The organism is Stutzerimonas azotifigens (assembly GCF_013522725.1).
GTDB lineage: Bacteria > Pseudomonadota > Gammaproteobacteria > Pseudomonadales > Pseudomonadaceae > Stutzerimonas > Stutzerimonas azotifigens_A.
This window is the reverse complement of the sequence record NZ_JAAMRF010000004.1, coordinates 250,442-269,649: the sequence shown is the minus strand read 5'-3', so window position 1 is coordinate 269,649 and position 19,208 is coordinate 250,442. Positions and strand designations below refer to the sequence as shown.

At 63.5% G+C, this 19,208-nt stretch carries 16 protein-coding genes and 1 riboswitch; of the genes, 8 read left to right on the top strand and 8 right to left on the bottom strand.

Features of this window, described 5'->3' with window-relative positions:
• Window positions 1–7: 7 nt before the first annotated feature.
• Both G7026_RS09835 and G7026_RS09830 read right to left on the bottom strand, forming a co-directional pair.
• Window positions 8–727: a 16S rRNA (uracil(1498)-N(3))-methyltransferase gene (locus G7026_RS09835; protein ID WP_181070593.1), complete on the bottom strand. Its 720-nt coding sequence runs from the start codon at window positions 725–727 to the stop codon at window positions 8–10.
• Window positions 728–800: 73 nt separating this feature from the next.
• Window positions 801–2,207 carry an adenosylmethionine--8-amino-7-oxononanoate transaminase gene (locus G7026_RS09830; protein WP_181070592.1) on the bottom strand — a complete coding sequence of 469 codons (1,407 nt, stop codon included), beginning with the start codon at window positions 2,205–2,207 and terminating at the stop codon, window positions 801–803.
• 164 nt (window positions 2,208–2,371) lie between these two features.
• Here G7026_RS09830 and G7026_RS09825 point away from each other — a divergent pair, with 164 nt between their 5' ends.
• From G7026_RS09825 to adeC, 5 genes are all read left to right on the top strand, one after another.
• Window positions 2,372–2,926 carry a cytochrome b gene (locus G7026_RS09825; RefSeq protein ID WP_181070591.1) on the top strand — a complete coding sequence of 185 codons (555 nt, stop codon included), beginning with the start codon at window positions 2,372–2,374 and terminating at the stop codon, window positions 2,924–2,926.
• Between the two features lie 26 nt (window positions 2,927–2,952).
• The gene (locus G7026_RS09820) at window positions 2,953–3,528 is read left to right on the top strand and encodes a YceI family protein (RefSeq protein ID WP_181070590.1); all 576 of its coding nucleotides are present in this window, start codon (window positions 2,953–2,955) and stop codon (window positions 3,526–3,528) included.
• A gap of 191 nt (window positions 3,529–3,719) precedes the next feature.
• Window positions 3,720–4,859 carry an efflux RND transporter periplasmic adaptor subunit gene (locus tag G7026_RS09815; RefSeq protein ID WP_181070589.1) on the top strand — a complete coding sequence of 380 codons (1,140 nt, stop codon included), beginning with the start codon at window positions 3,720–3,722 and terminating at the stop codon, window positions 4,857–4,859.
• Window positions 4,860–4,872: 13 nt separating this feature from the next.
• Window positions 4,873–8,016 carry an efflux RND transporter permease subunit gene (locus G7026_RS09810; RefSeq protein ID WP_181070588.1) on the top strand — a complete coding sequence of 1,048 codons (3,144 nt, stop codon included), beginning with the start codon at window positions 4,873–4,875 and terminating at the stop codon, window positions 8,014–8,016.
• Window positions 8,013–9,422, top strand: coding sequence for an AdeC/AdeK/OprM family multidrug efflux complex outer membrane factor (gene adeC / locus G7026_RS09805; RefSeq protein ID WP_181070587.1), 1,410 nt, complete (start codon window positions 8,013–8,015; stop codon window positions 9,420–9,422). The genes G7026_RS09810 and adeC overlap by 4 nt, the downstream gene beginning before the upstream one ends.
• Before the next feature lie 145 nt (window positions 9,423–9,567).
• Here the strand turns inward: adeC and G7026_RS09800 are convergent, their stop codons facing one another.
• The 4 genes from G7026_RS09800 to ahcY all read right to left on the bottom strand — a co-directional run bounded on the left by G7026_RS09800 (window position 9,568) and on the right by ahcY (window position 15,630).
• Window positions 9,568–11,373, bottom strand: coding sequence for a DEAD/DEAH box helicase (locus G7026_RS09800; protein WP_181070586.1), 1,806 nt, complete (start codon window positions 11,371–11,373; stop codon window positions 9,568–9,570).
• A gap of 359 nt (window positions 11,374–11,732) precedes the next feature.
• The gene (ppnN, locus tag G7026_RS09795) at window positions 11,733–13,106 is read right to left on the bottom strand and encodes a nucleotide 5'-monophosphate nucleosidase PpnN (RefSeq protein WP_181070585.1); all 1,374 of its coding nucleotides are present in this window, start codon (window positions 13,104–13,106) and stop codon (window positions 11,733–11,735) included.
• A 175-nt stretch (window positions 13,107–13,281) separates the two neighbouring features.
• The gene (metF, locus tag G7026_RS09790) at window positions 13,282–14,133 is read right to left on the bottom strand and encodes a methylenetetrahydrofolate reductase [NAD(P)H] (protein ID WP_181070584.1); all 852 of its coding nucleotides are present in this window, start codon (window positions 14,131–14,133) and stop codon (window positions 13,282–13,284) included.
• Window positions 14,134–14,220: 87 nt separating this feature from the next.
• On the bottom strand, window positions 14,221–15,630 hold the full coding sequence (gene ahcY, locus G7026_RS09785) for an adenosylhomocysteinase (protein WP_181070583.1): 1,410 nt from the start codon (window positions 15,628–15,630) through the stop codon (window positions 14,221–14,223).
• 82 nt (window positions 15,631–15,712) lie between these two features.
• Window positions 15,713–15,810: riboswitch (S-adenosyl-L-homocysteine riboswitch) on the bottom strand.
• Between the two features lie 187 nt (window positions 15,811–15,997).
• On the opposite strand from ahcY, the gene G7026_RS09780 reads away from it, so the two are divergent.
• Window positions 15,998–16,402, top strand: coding sequence for an acyl-CoA thioesterase (locus tag G7026_RS09780; protein ID WP_181070582.1), 405 nt, complete (start codon window positions 15,998–16,000; stop codon window positions 16,400–16,402).
• 3 nt (window positions 16,403–16,405) lie between these two features.
• Here the strand turns inward: G7026_RS09780 and G7026_RS09775 are convergent, their stop codons facing one another.
• A complete protein-coding gene (locus G7026_RS09775; RefSeq protein ID WP_181070581.1) occupies window positions 16,406–17,653 on the bottom strand; it encodes a cation:proton antiporter in 1,248 nt (415 codons plus the stop codon).
• Window positions 17,654–17,856: 203 nt separating this feature from the next.
• Here G7026_RS09775 and G7026_RS09770 point away from each other — a divergent pair, with 203 nt between their 5' ends.
• A complete protein-coding gene (locus G7026_RS09770; RefSeq protein WP_181070580.1) occupies window positions 17,857–18,291 on the top strand; it encodes a hypothetical protein in 435 nt (144 codons plus the stop codon).
• 69 nt (window positions 18,292–18,360) lie between these two features.
• Window positions 18,361–18,810, top strand: a complete 450-nt coding sequence (locus tag G7026_RS09765; RefSeq protein WP_181070579.1) for a c-type cytochrome — start codon at window positions 18,361–18,363, stop codon at window positions 18,808–18,810.
• Window positions 18,811–18,819: 9 nt separating this feature from the next.
• Here G7026_RS09765 and G7026_RS09760 read toward each other — a convergent pair whose 3' ends face one another.
• Window positions 18,820–19,194: a DUF1090 family protein gene (locus G7026_RS09760; protein ID WP_181070578.1), complete on the bottom strand. Its 375-nt coding sequence runs from the start codon at window positions 19,192–19,194 to the stop codon at window positions 18,820–18,822.
• Window positions 19,195–19,208: the final 14 nt, after the last annotated feature.

Genomic DNA, 19,208 nt, shown 5'->3' with positions numbered 1-19,208 from the left:
GGGAAGGCTAGAAGTCGCCCCATAACTGCTGGGCGACACTCAGCGCCACCACCGGTGCAGTCTCGGTTCGCAGCACGCGCGGCCCGAGGCGGGCCGGTTGGAAGCCGCAGGCACGTGCTCGTTCGATTTCCCCGTCGGTGATGCCGCCTTCAGGACCTATCAGCAGGGCTAGAGTGCTGGGCCGTGCATGGCTTCCCAGCGGCTCTGCGACCGGATGCAGCAGCAGTTTGAGGTCGGCCTCGGTGCGTTGCAGCCAGTCTTCCAGCGAGACGGGTGCCTGAATCTGCGGCAGCACCGAGCGCCCGCATTGCTCGCAGGCGCTGATCGCAATCTGCCGCCAGTGCTGGAGGCGCTTGTCGGCTCGGTCGTCGTTCAGCCGGACCTCGCAGCGCTCACTGAGCAACGGCGTGATCTCGCTGACGCCCAGCTCAGTGGCTTTCTGGATCGCCCAGTCCATCCGCTCTCCCCGTGACAGCCCTTGGCCCAGATGCACGCGTAGCGGCGACTCGAGGAGGCCCGGCTGGCTTTCGGTGAGTTCAACCGACACGCGCTTCTTGCCGACTTCCGTGAGTTGTCCCACGTATTCGATGCCGCTGCCATCGAACAACTGCACCGCATGACCGGCGCTCAAGCGCAACACGCGACCAATGTAGTGGGCCTGGGCCTCGGGCAGCTCATGCTGGCCGAGGGTGAGAGGGGCGTCGATGAAAAAACGGGACAGGCGCATGAGCAGGGCTTCGCTGGCTGGCAACAGGCCGGCAGTGTAAGGCCTGCCGGCACCGGCCTGAAGCCCGCGCGCATTAACCCGGGTCGCGAAAGCCCGGGTGCAGATCGATGTCCACCGCGACGCTCACGGTATCGCGAGTGGCCAGGTCGATGCCCTCGCTGGCGACCTCGGCGAGAAAGTCGATCTGCTCGGGGGTGACGGTGTAGGGGGGCAGAAAATACACCACGCTGCCCAGCGGGCGAAGCAGGGCGCCCCTGCTCAGCGCATGCTGGTAGACCTTCAGGCCGCGACGCTCCTGCCAGGGATAACCCGTCTTGCTCGGCTTGTCCTTGACCATTTCGATTGCCAGCGCCATGCCTGTCTGGCGGACCTCGCCAACGTTGGGGTGGTCCGCCAGATGCGCCGTGGCCTGGCCCATTCTTGTGGCCAGTGCTCGGTTCGCCTCGATCACCCGGTCGCTTTCGAAGATGTCCAGCGTGGCCAGCGCCGCCGCGCAGGCGAGCGGGTTGCCGGTATAGCTGTGCGAATGGAGGAAGGCGCGCAGGCTGGAGTAATCGTCGTAGAACGCCTGGTAGACGTCATCGGTGGTGAGGCAGGCGGCGAGCGGCAAATAGCCGCCGGTGAGCGCTTTGGACAGGCACAGGAAGTCGGGGCGGATGCCGGCCTGTTCGCAGGCGAACATCGTCCCGGTACGGCCGAAGCCGACCGCGATTTCGTCGTGAATCAGGTGCACGCCATAGCGATCGCATGCCTCGCGCAGCAGCTGTAGATAGACCGGGTGATACATGCGCATGCCGCCGGCGCCCTGAATCAGCGGCTCGACGATGACGGCGGCGACTTCTTGATGGTGCTCGGCAAGGGTCTGTTCCATGGCCGCGAACAGCGTCCGCGAATGCTCCTCCCAACTCACCCCTTCCGGGCGCAGAAAGCAGTCGGGGCTGGGTACCTTGATCGTATCGAGCAGCAGAGGGCGGTAGGTCTCGGTGAACAGTGCGACGTCGCCCACCGACATCGCCGCGACCGTCTCGCCATGATAGCTGTTGCTCAGGGTGACGAAGCGCCGCTTTTCGGGCTGCCCACGGTTGAGCCAGTAGTGGAAGCTCATCTTCAGCGCCACCTCGATGCACGAGGAGCCGTTGTCGGCATAGAACACCCGATCCAGTCCGGCGGGCGTCATCGCCACCAGGCGTTCGGACAGTTCGATCACCGGCTGATGGCTGAAGCCGGCCAGAATGACATGTTCGAGCTGGTCGACCTGCTCCTTGATGCGTGCATTGATACGTGGATTAGCATGGCCGAACACGTTCACCCACCAGGAGCTGACCGCATCGAGGTAGCGCTTGCCGTCGAAGTCCTCCAGCCATACCCCGTCACCGCGACGGATGGGGATCATCGGCAGACTTTCGTGATCCTTCATCTGGGTACAGGGGTGCCAGAGAACGGCGAGGTCGCGCTGCATCCAGGCGTCGTTTTGGCTCATCACAAACTCCTGCTGACGGGTGGGGCGGGCAGACTAGCAGAGGGAAGCGACAATGCCGACGAGTACCTATCTGGTGTTTCGATAGATCACAGCGAAAAAATCCACTTCACCCCGATACGTTTATCGCTAGGCTTGTCGCACTCGTTTAATGGGAATGACTCGCGATGCGCTGGCGCAACACGGCAAACAACTACGGAGCTATCAGCATCCTGCTGCACTGGGTGATCGCACTGGCGGTCTTTGGGCTGTTCGGTCTCGGCCTGTGGATGGTCGGGCTCACCTATTACAGCAGCTGGTACCGCACCGCGCCGGACATTCACAAGAGCATTGGATTGCTGCTGTTCATGCTGATGGTGTTGCGTGTGGGTTGGCGATACATGAGTTCGGGGCCTGCGCCGTTGGCCAGTCACGGGCGCTGGGTGCGCCTGGCGACCAAGGGCGGGCACGGGCTGTTGTACCTGGGGTTGTTCGTGCTGATGTTTTCCGGTTACCTGATCTCGACAGCCGACGGTCGCCCGATCAGCGTGTTCAGCTGGTTCGATGTGCCCGCGACTCTCACCGCGATCCCTGGCCAGGCCGATGTGGCCGGTCTCGTTCACGAATACCTTGCCTGGGGGCTGGTGATCTCCGCCATCCTGCATGGGCTTGCCGCGCTCAAGCACCATTTCGTCGATCGCGACCCGACCTTGCTGCGAATGCTCGGTCGCGCTGCGGAATGATTCAACCACGATAGGAGAAGCTACTCATGCTGAAGAAAACCTTTGCCGCGCTCGCCCTCGGCTCGGCGCTGTTCGCCAGCCAGGCGATGGCGGCCGATTACGCAATCGACAAGAAAGGTCAGCACGCCTTCATCAACTTCAAGATCAGCCACCTCGGCTATTCCTGGCTGTACGGTACCTTCCGCGACTTCGACGGGGCGTTCAGCTTCGATGCCGACAAGCCGGAGGCGAGCAAGGTCAACGTGACTATCCAGACTGCCAGCGTCGATTCCAACCATGCTGAACGCGACAAGCACCTGCGCAGCGACGATTTCCTCAGCGTCGGTAAGCATCCCACCGCGACTTTCGAGTCCACCCAGGTCAAGTCCACAGGCGAAGGCACCGCCGATATCACAGGCAACCTGACGCTGAATGGCGTTACCAAGCCGGTCACCATCGCAGCGAAGTTCATCGGTGAAGGGCAGGACCCATGGGGCGGCTACCGTGCCGGTTTCGAAGGATCCACCACACTGAAATTGAAGGATTTCAACATCAAGATGGACCTAGGGCCGGCTTCGGAAACCGTCGAGCTGATCCTGTCGATCGAGGGCGTTCGTCAGTAACCGGCAGTCCGTAACAAAACGAAACGCCGGCCCTTGCCGGCGTTTTGCGTTGAGAAGCGTTAACAGGGCACAACGCTGGGCTTTTGCGGTTTACAAACAGTGATGGATGTAAGTATATTCCCGCCAATCTGCCGAAGTCGTGTCGCAGCGCTGTCCCGCGTTGCGGCTACCCGTTTCCAAGAGGTTCGTCCATGCCAGTCAAGTCAGCCTGCGCTGCTCTGATTTCCATTATCGCTGCGGCATCGTTGCTCAGCGGATGCCAAGAAGAATCCGCACCGCCACCTCAGCAGATACCTCAGGTTGGGGTCGTGACACTCGAGGCCGAGCCCTTTGCCGTCACGTCCAGCTTGCCAGGCCGCACGGCCGCTTACCGCGTCGCCGAGGTGCGTCCGCAAGTCAACGGCATCATCCAGAAGCGGCTGTTCGACGAGGGTAGCGAAGTCAAGGCGGGCCAGCAGCTTTATCAGATCGACGCGGCGGTTTACGAGTCGGCCTACAAGAGCGCCGAAGCAAGTCTGGCTTCGAGCAAATCGCTCGCCGATCGCTATGCCTTGCTGGTCAAGGAGCAGGCGGTCAGCCGCCAGGCCTACGACGAGGCGCGCGCTGCAGCGCTCCAAGCGCAGGCGAACCTCGAGCGTGCACGCATCGACTTGCGCTACACCAAGGTCATGGCGCCCATTTCCGGTCGCATCGGACGTTCGGCTGTCACCGAGGGGGCACTGGTGAGCAATGGCCAGACACAGGCCATGGCCACCATCCAGCAGCTCGATCCGATCTATGTCGACGTGACCCAGCCGGCACGTGACCTGCTTCAGCTGCGTCGCGATCTTGCCGAAGGCCGTCTGGAAAAAGCTTCTGAAGGCGCCGCCAAGGTGACCCTGACGCTCGAGGACGGCACCGAGTACAGTCATGAAGGTCAACTGGAAGTCGCCGAAGTGTCGGTTGACGCGGGCACCGGCTCGGTGACCCTGCGGGCGGTCTTCCCGAACCCCGACAAGATTCTGCTGCCGGGCATGTTCGTGCATGCGCAGCTGGTGGGCGGGGTGCGCACCGAAGCGATCCTGGCACCGCAGCAGGGTGTGACGCGCAATGCGCGTGGCGAGCCGACCGCGATGGTGGTCAACGCTGAGAACAAGGTCGAGTTGCGTAACCTGAAGACCGAGCGCACCGTCGGCAATCGCTGGCTGGTAAGCGAAGGTCTCAACCCAGGCGACCGCCTGATTACCGAAGGGCTGCAGTTCGCGCGCCCAGGCGCCGAGGTCACGGTCGTTCCGGCCAGCAACGTCGCTACCGACACCGGGGCTGCTCAGCCCCAGGCCCAAGAAGGCTGAGGATCGCTAATTCATGTCCAGATTCTTTATCGATCGCCCGATCTTCGCCTGGGTGATCGCCCTGGTGATCATGCTGGCGGGGGGGCTTTCCATCCTTTCCCTGCCGGTCAACCAGTATCCGAGCATCGCAGCGCCTGCCGTCGGCATCGCCGTAAACTATCCGGGAGCCTCGGCGCAGACCGTACAGGACACCGTCGTGCAGGTCATCGAGCAGCAGCTCAATGGCCTGGACGGCCTGCGCTATATCTCCTCGGAGTCGAACTCCGATGGCAGCATGTCCATTACCGTCACCTTCGATCAGGGCACCAACCCGGACATCGCACAGGTGCAGGTCCAGAACAAGCTGCAGCTGGCCACGCCGTTGTTGCCGCAAGAGGTGCAGCAGCAGGGCATCCGGGTCACCAAGGCGGTGCGTAACTTCCTCGTTGTGATCGGTGTGGTCTCCACAGATGGCAGCATGGACCAGCGTGACCTGGCCGACTATATCGTCTCGAACATGCAGGACCCGATCTCCCGGACCAAGGGTGTCGGCGACTTCCAGGTGTTCGGCTCGCAATATGCGATGCGTATCTGGCTCGATCCGGCAAAGCTGAACAACTTCAACCTGACTCCGGTCGATGTGCGCAGCGCCATCCAGGCGCAGAACGTTCAGGTGTCGTCCGGTCAGTTCGGTGGTCTGCCGGCGGTAGCGGGGCAGCAGCTCAACGCGACGGTGATTGGCAAAACGCGCTTCCAGACGCCTGAACAGTTCCGCGAAATCCTGCTCAAGGTCAATAGCGACGGCTCCCAGGTTCGCCTGGGTGACGTGGCTACGGTGGAGTTGGGTGGTGAAAGCTACGGTGTAAGTGCTCACTTCAATGGCAAGCCGGCCGCCGGTCTGGCCCTGCGCCTGGCTACCGGTGCCAACGCGCTGGACACCGTGCGAGGCGTCCGGGAAACCATTGACCAACTGGAGCCGTTCTTCCCGCCAGGCATGGAAGTGGTGTACCCCTACGACACCACGCCGGTCATTTCCGCCTCCATCACCGGTGTCATGCATACGCTCCTGGAAGCCTTTGTGCTGGTTTTCCTGGTGATGTACCTGTTCCTGCAGAACTTCCGCGCCACTCTGGTGCCGACACTGGCCGTGCCCGTGGTGCTGCTCGGAACCTTCGGTGTGCTGGCCGTGTTCGGCTACAGCATCAACACCCTGACCATGTTCGCGATGATCCTCGCGATCGGCCTGCTGGTCGACGATGCCATCGTGGTCGTGGAAAACGTCGAGCGGGTAATGCGCGAGGAGGGGCTCTCTCCACTGGAAGCCACACGCAAGTCGATGGGGCAGATCCAGGGCGCACTGATCGGCATTGGCGTGGTGCTTTCGGCCGTGCTGTTGCCGATGGCTTTTTTCGGAGGTTCGACGGGCGTCATCTACCGACAGTTCTCGATCACGATGGTATCGGCGATGGTGCTCTCGGTGATCATGGCGCTGATCTTCACGCCGGCCCTCTGTGCAACCCTGCTCAAGCCGATCGAGAAAGGCGATCACCATGCCAAGGGTGGGTTCTTCGGCTGGTTCAACCGCACCTTCGATCGCAGTGTCGATGGCTATGAGCGTGGCGTGAAGGGTGTGCTCAAGCGCAAGGCGCCCTTCCTGCTGCTGTATCTGCTGATCGTTGGCGTGATGGTCGTGCTCTTCAACCGAATCCCGACCGCCTTCTTGCCGGAAGAGGATCAGGGGGTTCTGTTCGCTCAGGTCCAGGCACCGACGGGGTCGACTGCGGAACGCACCCAGCGGAGCATCGACGCGATGCGTGAATACCTGCTCGAAGAAGAGGGCGACATCGTCCGCTCCGTCTTCACTGTGACCGGCTTCAGCTTTGCCGGCCGAGGCCAGAGTTCGGGTATCGCCTTTATCAGTCTGAAGCCCTGGAGCGAGCGCACCGACGCCGAAGACAGCGTGTTTGCGCTGGCTCAACGTGCACAGCAGCATTTCGCGAGCTTCCGGGACGCAATGGTGTTCGCCTTTGCGCCGCCCGCCGTGATGGAGCTGGGTAACGCCACTGGCTTCAACTTCTACCTGCAGGATCGTGCCGGTGTGGGTCAGGATGTCCTCAAGCAGGCGCGCGACCAGTTCCTTCAGCTGGCCAGCCAGAACCCTGTTCTCATGGGCGTACGGGCGAACAGTCTGCTGGACGAGCCGCAATATCAGATGCTGATCGATGACGAAAAGGCGCGGGTTCTCGGCGTATCGCTTTCGGACGTCAACAGCACGCTGTCGATTGCCTGGGGTAGTAGCTACGTCAACGACTTCATCGACAAGGGGCGCGTCAAGCGAGTCTACCTGCAGGGCATCCCGAGCTCCCGCATGAGCCCGGACGACCTGTCCAAGTGGTTTGTGCGCAACGATGCAGGGCAGATGGTCCCGTTCAGCTCGTTTGCCACCGGTAAGTGGGTGTATGGTTCGCCCAAGTTGTCTCGTTATAACGGTGTCAGTGCGATCGAGATGCTTGGCGAGCCGGCACCGGGCTACAGCTCGGGTGAAGCGATGGCTGCGGTTGAGGAGATTGCGGCGCAGCTCCCGGCTGGTGTGGGTTATTCCTGGACTGGACAGTCCTACGAGGAGCGTCTGGCCGGTTCGCAGACCCTCGCGCTCTACGCGCTGTCGCTGCTGGTGGTGTTCCTCTGCCTGGCGGCACTCTACGAGAGCTGGTCGATCCCATTCGCGGTCATGCTGGTAGTACCGCTGGGCATCGTCGGTGCGCTGGCTTTCACGCTCCTGCGCGGGCTGTCGAACGAGGTGTTCTTCCAGGTGGGTCTGATCACCACGATCGGTCTATCGGCTCGTAACGCGATTCTGATCGTCGAGTTCGCCAAGGCTCTGCGAGAGGAGGGTATGAGCTATGCGGATGCCGCTTTGAGGGCGTGCCGTATGCGTTTGCGTCCGATCATCATGACCTCGCTGGCCTTCATTCTTGGCGTGGTTCCGCTGGCGCTCGCCAGTGGCGCAGGCGCCGGTAGCAAGCACGCGATCGGTACCGGTGTGATCGGCGGCATGCTCACCGCCGCGGTGTTGGCGATCTTCTGGATTCCGCTGTTCTATGTGGTCATCGGTTCGCTGTTCGATCGAGACAAGCCTGCCGCCGAAGCCGAAAGCGAGAAGGAGACGACTCTGTGAAAAAGTCCTTATTGAGCCTGGCATTGCTGACGGCGCTCGGGGGCTGCTCGCTGATTCCCGAGTACCAGCGGCCGATCGCGCCCGTCGACGCCGCCTGGCCCCAGGGTGAGACGCCGGCCGACCAGCAGGCAATGGACCTGGGCTGGCGCGAGTTCTTCCGCGATCCAGCCCTGCAGCAGCTGATCGAGGTGGCGCTGCAGAACAATCGCGATCTGCGCGTGGCCGCCCTGAATGTCGAGGCCTATCGGGCGCTCTACCGAGTCCAGCGGGCCAACCTGTTGCCGCTGGTGAGTGCCGATGGCACCGCCACCCGTGGTCGCACGCCGGCAGACCTGAGCCCTAACGGCCAATCGACCGTCAGCGGGCAATACAGCGCGACGTTCGGCGTTGCTTGGGAGCTTGATTTATTCGGGCGTCTGGGCAGCCTTCGTGAGGAGGCGCTGCAGCAATACTTCGCTACCGAAGCGGCTCAGCGCAGCACCCAGATCAGTCTGGTTGCCAGCGTGGCCAACGCCTGGCTGACCTGGCAAGCCGATCAGGCCCTGCTGGATCTGACCGCCGATACGCTCAAGACCTACGATGAGAGCCTGGCGCTGACCCAGCGTAGCTTCGATGTGGGCGTTGCCTCGGCCCTCGAGCTGCGCCAGGCGCGCAGTGCCGTCGAGACTGCGCGGGTAAGCCTGGCGCAGTATTCCCGGCTCGTCGCCCAGGATCGCAACGCCCTGGCGCAACTGCTGGGACAGAGCATTCCGGCGAACCTGCTGCAGAAGCGTGAGTTGGGCGATCAGCAGCTTGCCGAGCTGCCGGTCGGCCTGCCTTCGGATCTGCTGACCAAGCGGCCGGACATCGTCCAGGCCGAATATCAGTTGCGTGCCGCCAATGCCAGCATCGGTGCGGCTCGCGCTGCGTTCTTCCCGAGCATCAGCCTGACCGGCGCCGCGGGGACTGCCAGCCGCGAGCTGTCGGGCCTGTTCGATGGAGGCTCGGGCTACTGGACGTTCTCGCCGCAGATCAGCCTGCCGATCTTCAATGCCGGGCAGCTGCGCGCCAACCTCGATTACGCCGAGATCAGCAAGAACATCCAGGTGGCCGAATACGAACGCGCCATTCAGGTGGCTTTCCGGGAAGTCGCTGACGGCCTGGCGGCCCAGGCGACCTACACTGAGCAGCTCCAGGCGCAGCGAGATTTGCTTGAGACCAGCGAGGAGTACTATCGTCTGGCCGAGCGCCGTTATCGCACGGGCGTGGACAGCTACCTGATCCTGTTGGATGCACAGCGCCAGCTGTTCAATGTCCAGCAGCAGATGATCAACGATCGCCTTGCGCAGCTGACCAGTGAGGTCAATCTGTTCAAGGCGCTCGGTGGCGGCTGGGAAGAGCGGCGGACCGCTGCCGGCGCGCCCTAGCGAATCTGCAACCTCTGCGTAGCAAGCGCCGGCTTTCGAGCCGGCGTTTTGCCGTCTGGGGGAAAGGTTTGCCTTCGAGGCTACGTGCGCCCGCTGCACCATGAAAAACGCCGCCTTGCGGCGGCGTTCGGTAACACGCAAATGTTTAGCGGTTGCGTGTCAGCAGGGCGGGCTTTTCACCGCGAGGGCGGCTCGATGCCAGCTCGTCGAGCTGCTCGGCGCTGGGCAGACGATCGATGCGCGATTCTTTGCGGATGATCAGCGGCTGCTTCTCGCTCGGGCGCGGCGTAGCGTCCTGGCGCGGCGCGTCAGGCTCGAAGCGGCGATTTTCCTGCTTGTTGCGCCGTGGCTGACCGTTACGGGCGGCGGGCTGACCGCTGCGGGCCGGCTTGGCCTTACCGCCGCCGCCATTGCGTGGCGCCGCTGCGGCACGCGGCTGATCGTTGCCGGGCTGCTGTCCGCCGACACCTGGACGACGGCCGCGGCCAGGTTTGCCCTGATAGGGGCTGACGTAGTCGACGCGGTTGCCGAAGTTGTCCACTTCATCGTCAAGGAATGCTTCCGGATCGCGATCGGCCGGCAGGCGTGGCGGACGGGCTACTGCTGCGCCCTGTTCGCCCTGGGCGCGTGCGGTTCCGGGAGCCTTGGCCTTGCCTTTGCCGCGGCGGTTGCGTCCCGAGCGATCTTTCGGTTCGGCGGTCGCATCGTCGGCAGGCTTGCGTTCGGTACGTGCCGGGCGCTCGCCCCGTGCCGGACGTGGCTGGCGGGGTTCGCGAGTCTCAGGCTTTTCTGCCTCGATGGTGCTGGCGTCGAAGCCCATGGTGTCGCCGTCAGGGATTCTCTGCTTGGTCAGGCGCTCGATGGCCTTGAGCAGCTTCTCTTCATCGGGCGAAACCAGAGAGATCGCTTCCCCGCTGCGTCCGGCCCGGCCGGTACGGCCGATACGGTGGACGTAGTCTTCCTCGACATTGGGCAGCTCGAAGTTGACCACGTGGGGCAGCTGGTCGATGTCCAGGCCGCGGGCGGCGATATCGGTCGCGACCAGGACGCGCACGGCGTTGGCCTTGAAGTCGGCCAGCGCCTTGGTGCGTGCATTCTGGCTCTTGTTGCCGTGAATGGCCGCGGCGGGCAGGCCGTGCTTGTCGAGATACTCGGCCAGGCGATTGGCGCCGTGCTTGGTGCGCGTGAACACCAGGACCTGCTCCCAGGCACCCTGGGTGATCAGGTGGGCGAGCAGCGCGCGCTTGTGGCTGGCCTGCACCCGGAACAGACGCTGCTCGATGCGCTCGACCGTGGTGTTCGGCGGCGTGACCTGGATGCGCTCGGGGTTCTGCAGCAGCTTGCCGGCAAGGTCGGTGATGTCCTTGGAGAAGGTCGCCGAAAACAGCAGGTTCTGGCGCTTGGCCGGCAGTTTGGCCAGCACCTTCTTGACGTCGTGGATGAAGCCCATGTCGAGCATGCGGTCGGCTTCATCGAGCACGAGGATTTCGACGTGACCGAGGTCGACGGCCTTCTGGTTGGCCAGATCGAGCAATCGACCCGGGCAGGCGACCAGTACGTCCAGGCCTTTGGCGATGGCTTGGATCTGCGGGTTCATGCCTACGCCACCAAAGATGCAGGCGCTCTTGAATGGCAGATCGCGGGCGTAGAGCTTGAAGCTGTCATGCACCTGGGCGGCGAGTTCGCGCGTTGGTGTCAGCACCAGAACACGCGGCTGACGCGGACCGTGACGGTGCTCGCGGTCCGGGTGGCCGCCCGGGAAAAGTAATTCGAGAACCGGTAGGGCGAAGCCGCCGGTCTTACCAGTTCCTGTCTGTGCGGCGACCATCAGGTCGCGGCCTTGCAACACGGCGGGGATGGCCCGCTGTTGCACCGGTGTGGGCTGAGTATAGCCGGCGGCCTCGACGGCACCAGCTAAAGCCTCGGAAAGACCGAGGGAAGCAAAGGACATGAGTAACCCTGTCTGTAGGGGGGCGGGGCCCGGGACGATCATGCCTGGCGCGAATCGCAACTAGCGTGCGATGCCGTCCGGTCGTGCCGCATTCGAGAGTGCTGGCATCCGGGCGTAAGCCTGGCGGGAAGTGCGGAGTATAACAGAGGCTGTCTACCCCGCATTGGTTCGACAGTGTGTCACTTCCTTGGTTCATCCGCCAGCACCCCGTGCAGGATGCGGCATACGGCGCACTGTCGCACCGCGTCCGATCGCAGGCTGCTTGAGAGGGCTCAGTGAGTCGAGTCGACCAGTATTTCTTCGCCCAGCGCTCCGTTAACCGGTAGCGGGTAGTAAGTGGAGCGCCCCGCGGCCCCTGCTCAGCTCACGACCCGATAACAGGGCACATAGGCCGCGCCGCCTGGCAGCTTCATGCGGTGCTGTTCGACGAAGGCCTGCAACAGCTCGTCCAGCGGCTTCATGATCGCCGGGTCGCCGGAGATCAGGTAGGGGCCGTGTTGCTCGATCAGGCGGATCCCCTTGTCCTTCACGTTGCCGGCGACGATGCCGGAGAACGCACGACGCAGGTTCGCCGCGAGTTCGTGCGGCGGCAGGTCGCGGTTCAGGCGCAGGCTGGCCATGTTGGCGTGGGTCGGGTCGAAGGGGTGCTGGAACCCCTCTTCGATCTTTAGCAGCCAGTTGAAGTGGAAGGCGTCGTTGCGTTCGCGGCGGAACTGCTTGACCTGCTCCAGGCCGGCGGTCATCTGCCGGGCAACTTCGGCCGGATCGTCGATGATCATCGTGTAGCAGCGCTGCGCAGGTTCACCGAGCGTGGCACCGATGAAGGCGTGCAACTGCTCGAGAAAGGCCGTCGCGCTCCTGGGCCCGGTGAGGATCAGCGGGAAGGGCAGGTCGCGGTTCTCCGGATGCATCAGGATGCCGAGCAGGTAGAGGAATTCCTCGGCGGTGCCGGCGCCGCCCGGGAACACCACGATGCCGTGTCCGACCCGGACGAAAGCCTCCAGACGTTTCTCGATGTCCGGCAGGATGACCAGCTCGTTGACGATCGGGTTGGGCGCTTCGGCGGCGATGATGCCGGGCTCGGTGAGGCCCAGATAGCGGCCTTCGACGTTGCGCTGCTTGGCGTGGGCGATGGTGGCGCCCTTCATCGGACCCTTCATCACGCCCGGGCCGCAGCCGGTGCAGATGTCCATGCCGCGCAGGCCGAGCTCGTGCCCGACCTTCTTGGTGTACTTGTATTCCTCGGTGCTGATCGAGTGACCACCCCAGCACACCACCATCTTCGGCTGTACGCCGGCACGTAGCGTGCGGGCGTTGCGCAGCAGGTGGAACACGTAATCGGTAATGCCCTGGGAGCTTTCCAGGTCGATGCGCGCGTTGTCGAGCTCGCTCTGGGTGTAGACGATATCGCGTAGGGCGCTGAACAGCATCTCGCGCGTGCTGGCGATCATGTGTCCGTCGACGAAGGCGTCGGCCGGCGCGTTCAGCAGCTCGAGGCGGATGCCGCGGTCCTGCTGATGGATGCGCACCTCGAAGTCCTCATAGGCCTCGAGGATGGTCTTGGCGTTATCGCTGTGGGTGCCAGTGTTGAGGATGGCCAGCGCGCACTGGCGAAACAGCGTGTAGACACTGCCTGACCCGGTTTCGCGCAACTGCTGCACTTCGCGCTGGGAGAGGGTTTCCAGGCTGCCCCTGGGGCTGACGGAGACGTCGATCGTATTTCGTTTGGCCATTGCGGCATTCCATCGGGGCGACGTCAGCACAGGCGCGAGCGTCGCGGGTTTGCTGGGGCGCGAGGCGCCATCGGACTTCGCCACGCAAAGGGCGTGGCCTCTGCGCAGCACTGTAGCCGGGAGAAGGGCCCGTCGGCGACGAAAAATTCGTGGCCGGACAGGCTGCCGGTGTCGCTCAGCGAGCGAAGCCGAGATTGTTGCGGATCGCCAGGCTCGGCTCGGCCTGGTTCAGGGTGTAGAAATGCAGACCGGGCGCGCCGCCCTCCAGCAGGCGTTCGCACATCTGCGTGACTACCTGCTCGCCGAAGGCCTGGATGCTCTGCAGGTCGTCGCCATAGGCTTCGAGTTGCTTGCGCACCCAGCGTGGCAGCTCGGCACCGCAGGCGTCCGAGAAGCGTGCCAGCTTGCTGTAGTTGGTGATCGGCATGATGCCCGGGATGATCGGCAGCTCGACGCCCATGCGGCGCACACGCTCGACGAAGTAGAAGTAGCTGTCGGCGTTGAAGAAGTACTGGGTAATGGCGCTGTCGGCACCGGCGCGTGCCTTGCGCACGAAGTTCGCCAGGTCGTCTTCCAGGTTGCGCGCCTGCGGATGCATCTCCGGGTAGGCGGCGACCTCGATGTGGAAGTGATCGCCCGTCTCGGCGCGAATGAACTCGACCAGGTCGTTGGCGTAGCGCAGCTCGCCGCCGCCGGACATGCCCATGCCCGAGGGCAGGTCGCCGCGCAGGGCCACGATGCGGCGGATGCCGGCGTTCTTGTAGCGCTCGAGCAGGGCGCGCAGCTCGGCCTTGCTGTCGCCGACGCAGGAGAGGTGCGGTGCGGTGGGCACCTTCACTTCGCCGTCGAGCTGCAACACGGTGTTGAGCGTGCGGTCACGCGTGGAGCCACCGGCACCGTAGGTGCAGGAGAAGAAGTCCGGCTGGTATTCGGCCAACTGGCGTGCAGTGGCCAGCAGTTTTTCATGCCCGGCGTCGGTCTTGGTCGGAAAGAACTCGAAGCTGATGGCGGGGCGGGAAGACGTCATTTGAATTTTCCTTGGCGGCAAGCGCGAGCCAACAAGCTGCAAGCCGACACGCGGCTTGCAGCCATGACTCCTGGCTCGAGGCTGCTCTTAGTAGCGGTAGCTGTCCGGCTTGAACGGGCCTTCGACCTCGACGCCGATGTACTCGGCCTGCTTGGGCGTGAGCCGGGTGACGACGCCGCCGAAGCCCTTGACCATTTCCAGCGCGACTTCCTCGTCGAGTTTCTTCGGCAGGACCATGACGGTCACGTTCTTGGTCTTCTCCACCACCGGCAGGTCGGCGAACTTCTCGTTGTAGAGGTGGATCTGCGCCAGCACCTGGTTGGCGAAGGAGCCGTCCATGATCCGACTCGGGTGGCCGGTGGCGTTGCCCAGGTTAACCAGACGACCTTCGGCCAGCAGGATCAGGTAGTCGTCGTTCTGCGCGTCGAAGCTGCCGTTACCGGTGCGATGCACCTTGTGCACCTGCGGCTTGACCTCTTCCCACGCCCAGTTCTTGCGCATGAAGGCGGTGTCGATCTCGTTGTCGAAGTGACCGATATTGCAGACCACGGCGCGCTTCTTCAGCGCCTTGAGCATGCCGGCGTCGCAGACGTTGGCGTTGCCGGTGGTGGTGACGATCAGGTCGATCTTGCCCAGCAGCGCGGTGTCGATGCTTGCGTCAGTGCCGTCGTTGAGGCCGTCCTTGTAAGGGGATACGACTTCATAGCCGTCCATGCAGGCCTGCATGGCGCAGATCGGGTCGACTTCCGAGACCTTGACGATCATGCCTTCCTGGCGCAGCGAGGCGGCCGAGCCCTTGCCCACGTCGCCGTAGCCGATCACCAGCGCCTGCTTGCCGGACAAGAGGTGGTCGGTGGCGCGCTTGATGGCGTCGTTGAGGCTGTGGCGGCAGCCGTACTTGTTGTCGTTCTTGCTCTTAGTGACCGAGTCGTTGACGTTGATCGCCGGAATCTTCAGGGTGCCTTTCTTCAGCATGTCCTGCAGGCGATGCACGCCGGTGGTGGTTTCCTCGGTGACGCCATGCACGCGCTCGAGCACCTGCGGGTACTTGTCGTGGAGGATCTGGGTCAGGTCACCGCCATCGTCGAGGATCATGTTGGCATCCCACGGCTGGCCATCCTTGAGAATGGTCTGCTCGATGCACCACTCGTACTCTTCTTCGGTCTCGCCCTTCCAGGCGAATACCGGAATGCCGGCGGCGGCGATGGCTGCAGCGGCCTGGTCCTGGGTGGAGAAGATGTTGCAGCTGGACCAGCGCACTTCGGCGCCCAGGGCCGTCAGCGTTTCGATCAGCACGGCGGTCTGGATGGTCATGTGGATGCAGCCGAGGATCTTCGCGCCCTTGAGCGGCTGCTCGCCGGCGTACTTGTGGCGAAGGCCCATCAGCGCGGGCATCTCGGATTCGGCGATGATGATTTCGCGACGACCCCAATCGGCTAGGGAAATGTCGGCGACCTTGTAGTCGTTGAAACCTGCAGGCGTGAGTACAGCGCTCATGAATATCTTCTCCGTTCTCGGTCAGGGACGGACGTGCGAGTAGCGTTCGATCGACCAGTGTCGTCGTGCGTTCTGCTCATTTGTCCGTTGGGCGCCGTTGATGCGTTTCTACGAAAACGCCCCATCCGAGCCTGACAGGTCAACCATAAGCGGGTGCCTGCTGCAGCGCCCCTCGGACAGGTGGCGGGTACGGCCGGGCAGCGCCGGCGCGTAATGACGGGCGATTATAGCGGGCTGTCGGGAACTGCCCAAGGTTTTCCGTCGATGCCCTGCTCATCCGCCAAATCCAGGCGATAGCCAGGCTTCATGAGCCAGTGGCCGAATGCTCTGGCAAGCTGTTCGGCGAATCCAGAAGAGGAGAGGCCGGATGAATTTTCATACGCGCAAATGGGTCAAGCCCGAAGACCTCAATCCCAACGGCACGCTGTTCGGCGGCAGCCTGCTCAAATGGGTCGACGAAGAAGCCGCCATCTACGCCATCGTTCAGCTCGGCAATCAGCGGGTGGTGACCAAGTTCATTTCCGAGATCAATTTCGTCAGCTCTGCACGCCAGAGCGACATCATCGAGCTGGGTATCACCGCCACCGAATTCGGCCGCACCTCGATCACGCTGCGCTGCGAAGTACGCAACAAGATCACCCGCAAGAGTCTGCTGACCATCGACCGAATCGTCTTCGTCAACCTCGGTGAGGATGGCCTGCCGGCGCCCCATGGCAAGACGCAGATCACCTACATTCAGGACCAGTTCAAGGACGACGCGGCGTCGTCGTGAGTCTCAGCCTTGGCTGCATCGGGCGCAGATGCGCCTGACCAGCCGGCCGATCGTCAGGCCCTGCACGAGGATGGAAAACAGCACCACCAGATAGGTGATGTTCAACAGCAGGTTGCGCTCCTCGCTAGAAGGGAGGGCCAGCACCAGAGCCACCGAGATACCGCCACGCAGTCCGCCCCAGGTCAGGATGCTCGCGGTGCCGTCGGGCAGGGCCTTGCCGAGAAGGCGCAGCGCCAGGACCGGCGGGCCGACCGTTGCCAGCCGGGTGGCGAGGATCAGCAGCGTCACGCAAAGCGCGATCAGCAGGTACTGCTCGCTGAACGGCAGCAGCACCAGCTCCATTCCGATCAGTACGAAGAGCACCGCGTTGAGGATTTCGTCGAGCAGTTCCCAGAAGTTATCGAGGTTCTCCCGGGTCCGTTCGGACATCGCGTGGCGACGGCCCTGATTGCCGATGATCAGCCCGGCTACCACCATCGCGATGGGGCCGGAGACGTGCAGGTGGGTGGCCAGCGTGTAGCCGCCGAGGACCAGGGCGAGGGTCAGCAAGACCTCGACCTGGTACTGGTCAATGCTTTTGAGCAGGGCGAAGGTGATCGCACCGAGCAGGGCGCCCAGCAGAATGCCGCCGCCAGCTTCCTCGAAAAACAGCCAGATCGCCTCGCCGACACCCGGGGCTTCGCCGCGTGCGAGCACGCCAAGCAGGACGGTGAAGACCACCACCGCCACCCCGTCGTTGAACAGCGACTCGCCGACGATGGTGGTTTCCAGTGATTTCGGTGCCCCGGCCGAGCGCATGATGCCGAGCACCGCGATCGGGTCGGTGGGTGAAATCAGGGCACCGAACAGCAGGCAATAGATCAGCGGCGTCTCGCTGCCGAACAGGCCCAGCAGCCACCAGGTACCCAGGCCGATCGCGGCGGTGGAGATGAGCACGCCGAGTGTGGCCAGCAGGCCGATCGACCAGCGGCGGGCACGCAGGTCGAGCAGGTTGATGTGCAGCGCGCCGGCGAACAGCAGGAACGACAGCATGCCGTCCATCAACAAATGGTTGAAGTCGATCCTGCCGATCAGGGTTTCGATCTGCTGCTCAAGAGCCGGCAACCCCAAAAGCGTCAGCGCATGCAGCGCCAGGGAGAACAGCAGCGCCGTTGCCATCACGCCGATGGTCGGGGGCAGGCCGATGAAACGGTAGTTGAGATAGGCGAAGAGGGCGGTGAGGCTGATGAAGACAGCCGCGATTTCCAGCATGGGGACTCCGGAATGCAAGGACTGCAGCAGTTGACCCAAAGGACGCGCTTTTTGTGCCGGGATGTTTCGGGGCGTCGGCAGCCGCTCAGGCACCGAAGCCCGCGGGCCGGTGCCGGGGGCGAACTCATGCGGCGGGCGGTCAGTCGAATCAAGACAGCGTCGGCGGCGTTCGCCGAGCGCAACGCTACCCCAGGAGATCTGCGATGAATCCTGTTCTGCGCGTCCTGCCGTTGATCCTTTGCGGGCTGTTCGCCCTGCCTGCCGCCGCCAATTCCTGTTACGTCACGGCCCACACCTCCGGTGCCGTTCCGGCTCCGGTCAATCAGGAGTATTGCTTCGAGCATGTTGGCACCGAAAGCGACTCCATCGACTGGGCATGCCGTGACCGCGAGGATGTTCGCAACGCCCGTCACGAGGTCCGCGACAGTTGTCCCTCCGGCGCGATCGGCACCTGCACCGCCGCGCTGACCCCCGAGACGCTGGCCAACGAACGTGCCACGGGCACTCAGAGCACAGGCCAGACGCTGCCCACCACCGTGCCCGAGACCGCACAGATCGTGACGCACCACTACAAGGTGTCCGATCAGGCGCAGGCCAAGGTCGATTGCGAAAGCGCCGGCGGCAAGTGGACGCAGTAACGGTAACGCGCTTGGTTTGAATGGCCTTGGCGCGGATAATCGCGGGCTTTGTCAGGCTCGAGGTATCCGATGAAGCGCAACCTAATGGCCGCGGCACTGCTGGGGACCCTGGCCCTGGTTGGCTGCGATCGCGTCGATCCTGATTCGCCGCAAGGCAAGCGCAGTGCGATCTTCAAAGAGATGCTCAAGGTCAGCGAGGATCTTGGCGGCATGCTGCGCGGACGCTTGGCATTCGATGCCGGGCGCTTCGCCGAGGGGGCGGTCGAGCTGGAGAGCCTGTCGCGTCAACCCTGGCAATACTTCCCTCACGAGGGTGAAGACGGCAGCAGCAGTGCCCGCGACGATGTCTGGGCACGTCAGGAGCGTTTTCAGGAGCTGGCGCAGCAGATGGAGGCGGCCACCGCTGCGCTGGTTGCCGCGAGCGGCCAGACACCCTTGACCCCTGCACAGGTCGGCCCTGCGTTGCAGCAGGTCGAAGACGGCTGCGAGGCCTGTCATCGCGAGTTTCGCGTCTACTGATTTGTCGGACTATTCCCGCGCCGCTTCCAGCCAGCGGCGCGCCGTATCGAGCTGGCGCTGGCGCAGCTGGATACGGCCGGCATCGCCTTCGGCGAGTGCTTCGCGCAGCTGTGCCTCGCGCTGCCTGACCAACTGGTTGGCCTGATCGATGGCCAATCGATTGGCCTGCAGAGGCTGCATGCCTCGACAGCGGACATTGAGCGTCTTCAGGCGTGTCTCCAGGTCGGTCTGAGTAACCCGGTCGCCCAGCAGGCGCGCCTGATGGAGCTGTTCACTGATGGCCTGTCGCTGCGCGCTGCAGTCGGAAGTGCGCGCCTTGGCCGGCAGGGTGACGCTGACCAGCAGGCTGGCGGTGAGCAGGATCGGCAAGCGCCGAAGTGGCATGAAGGGGGTTCCCG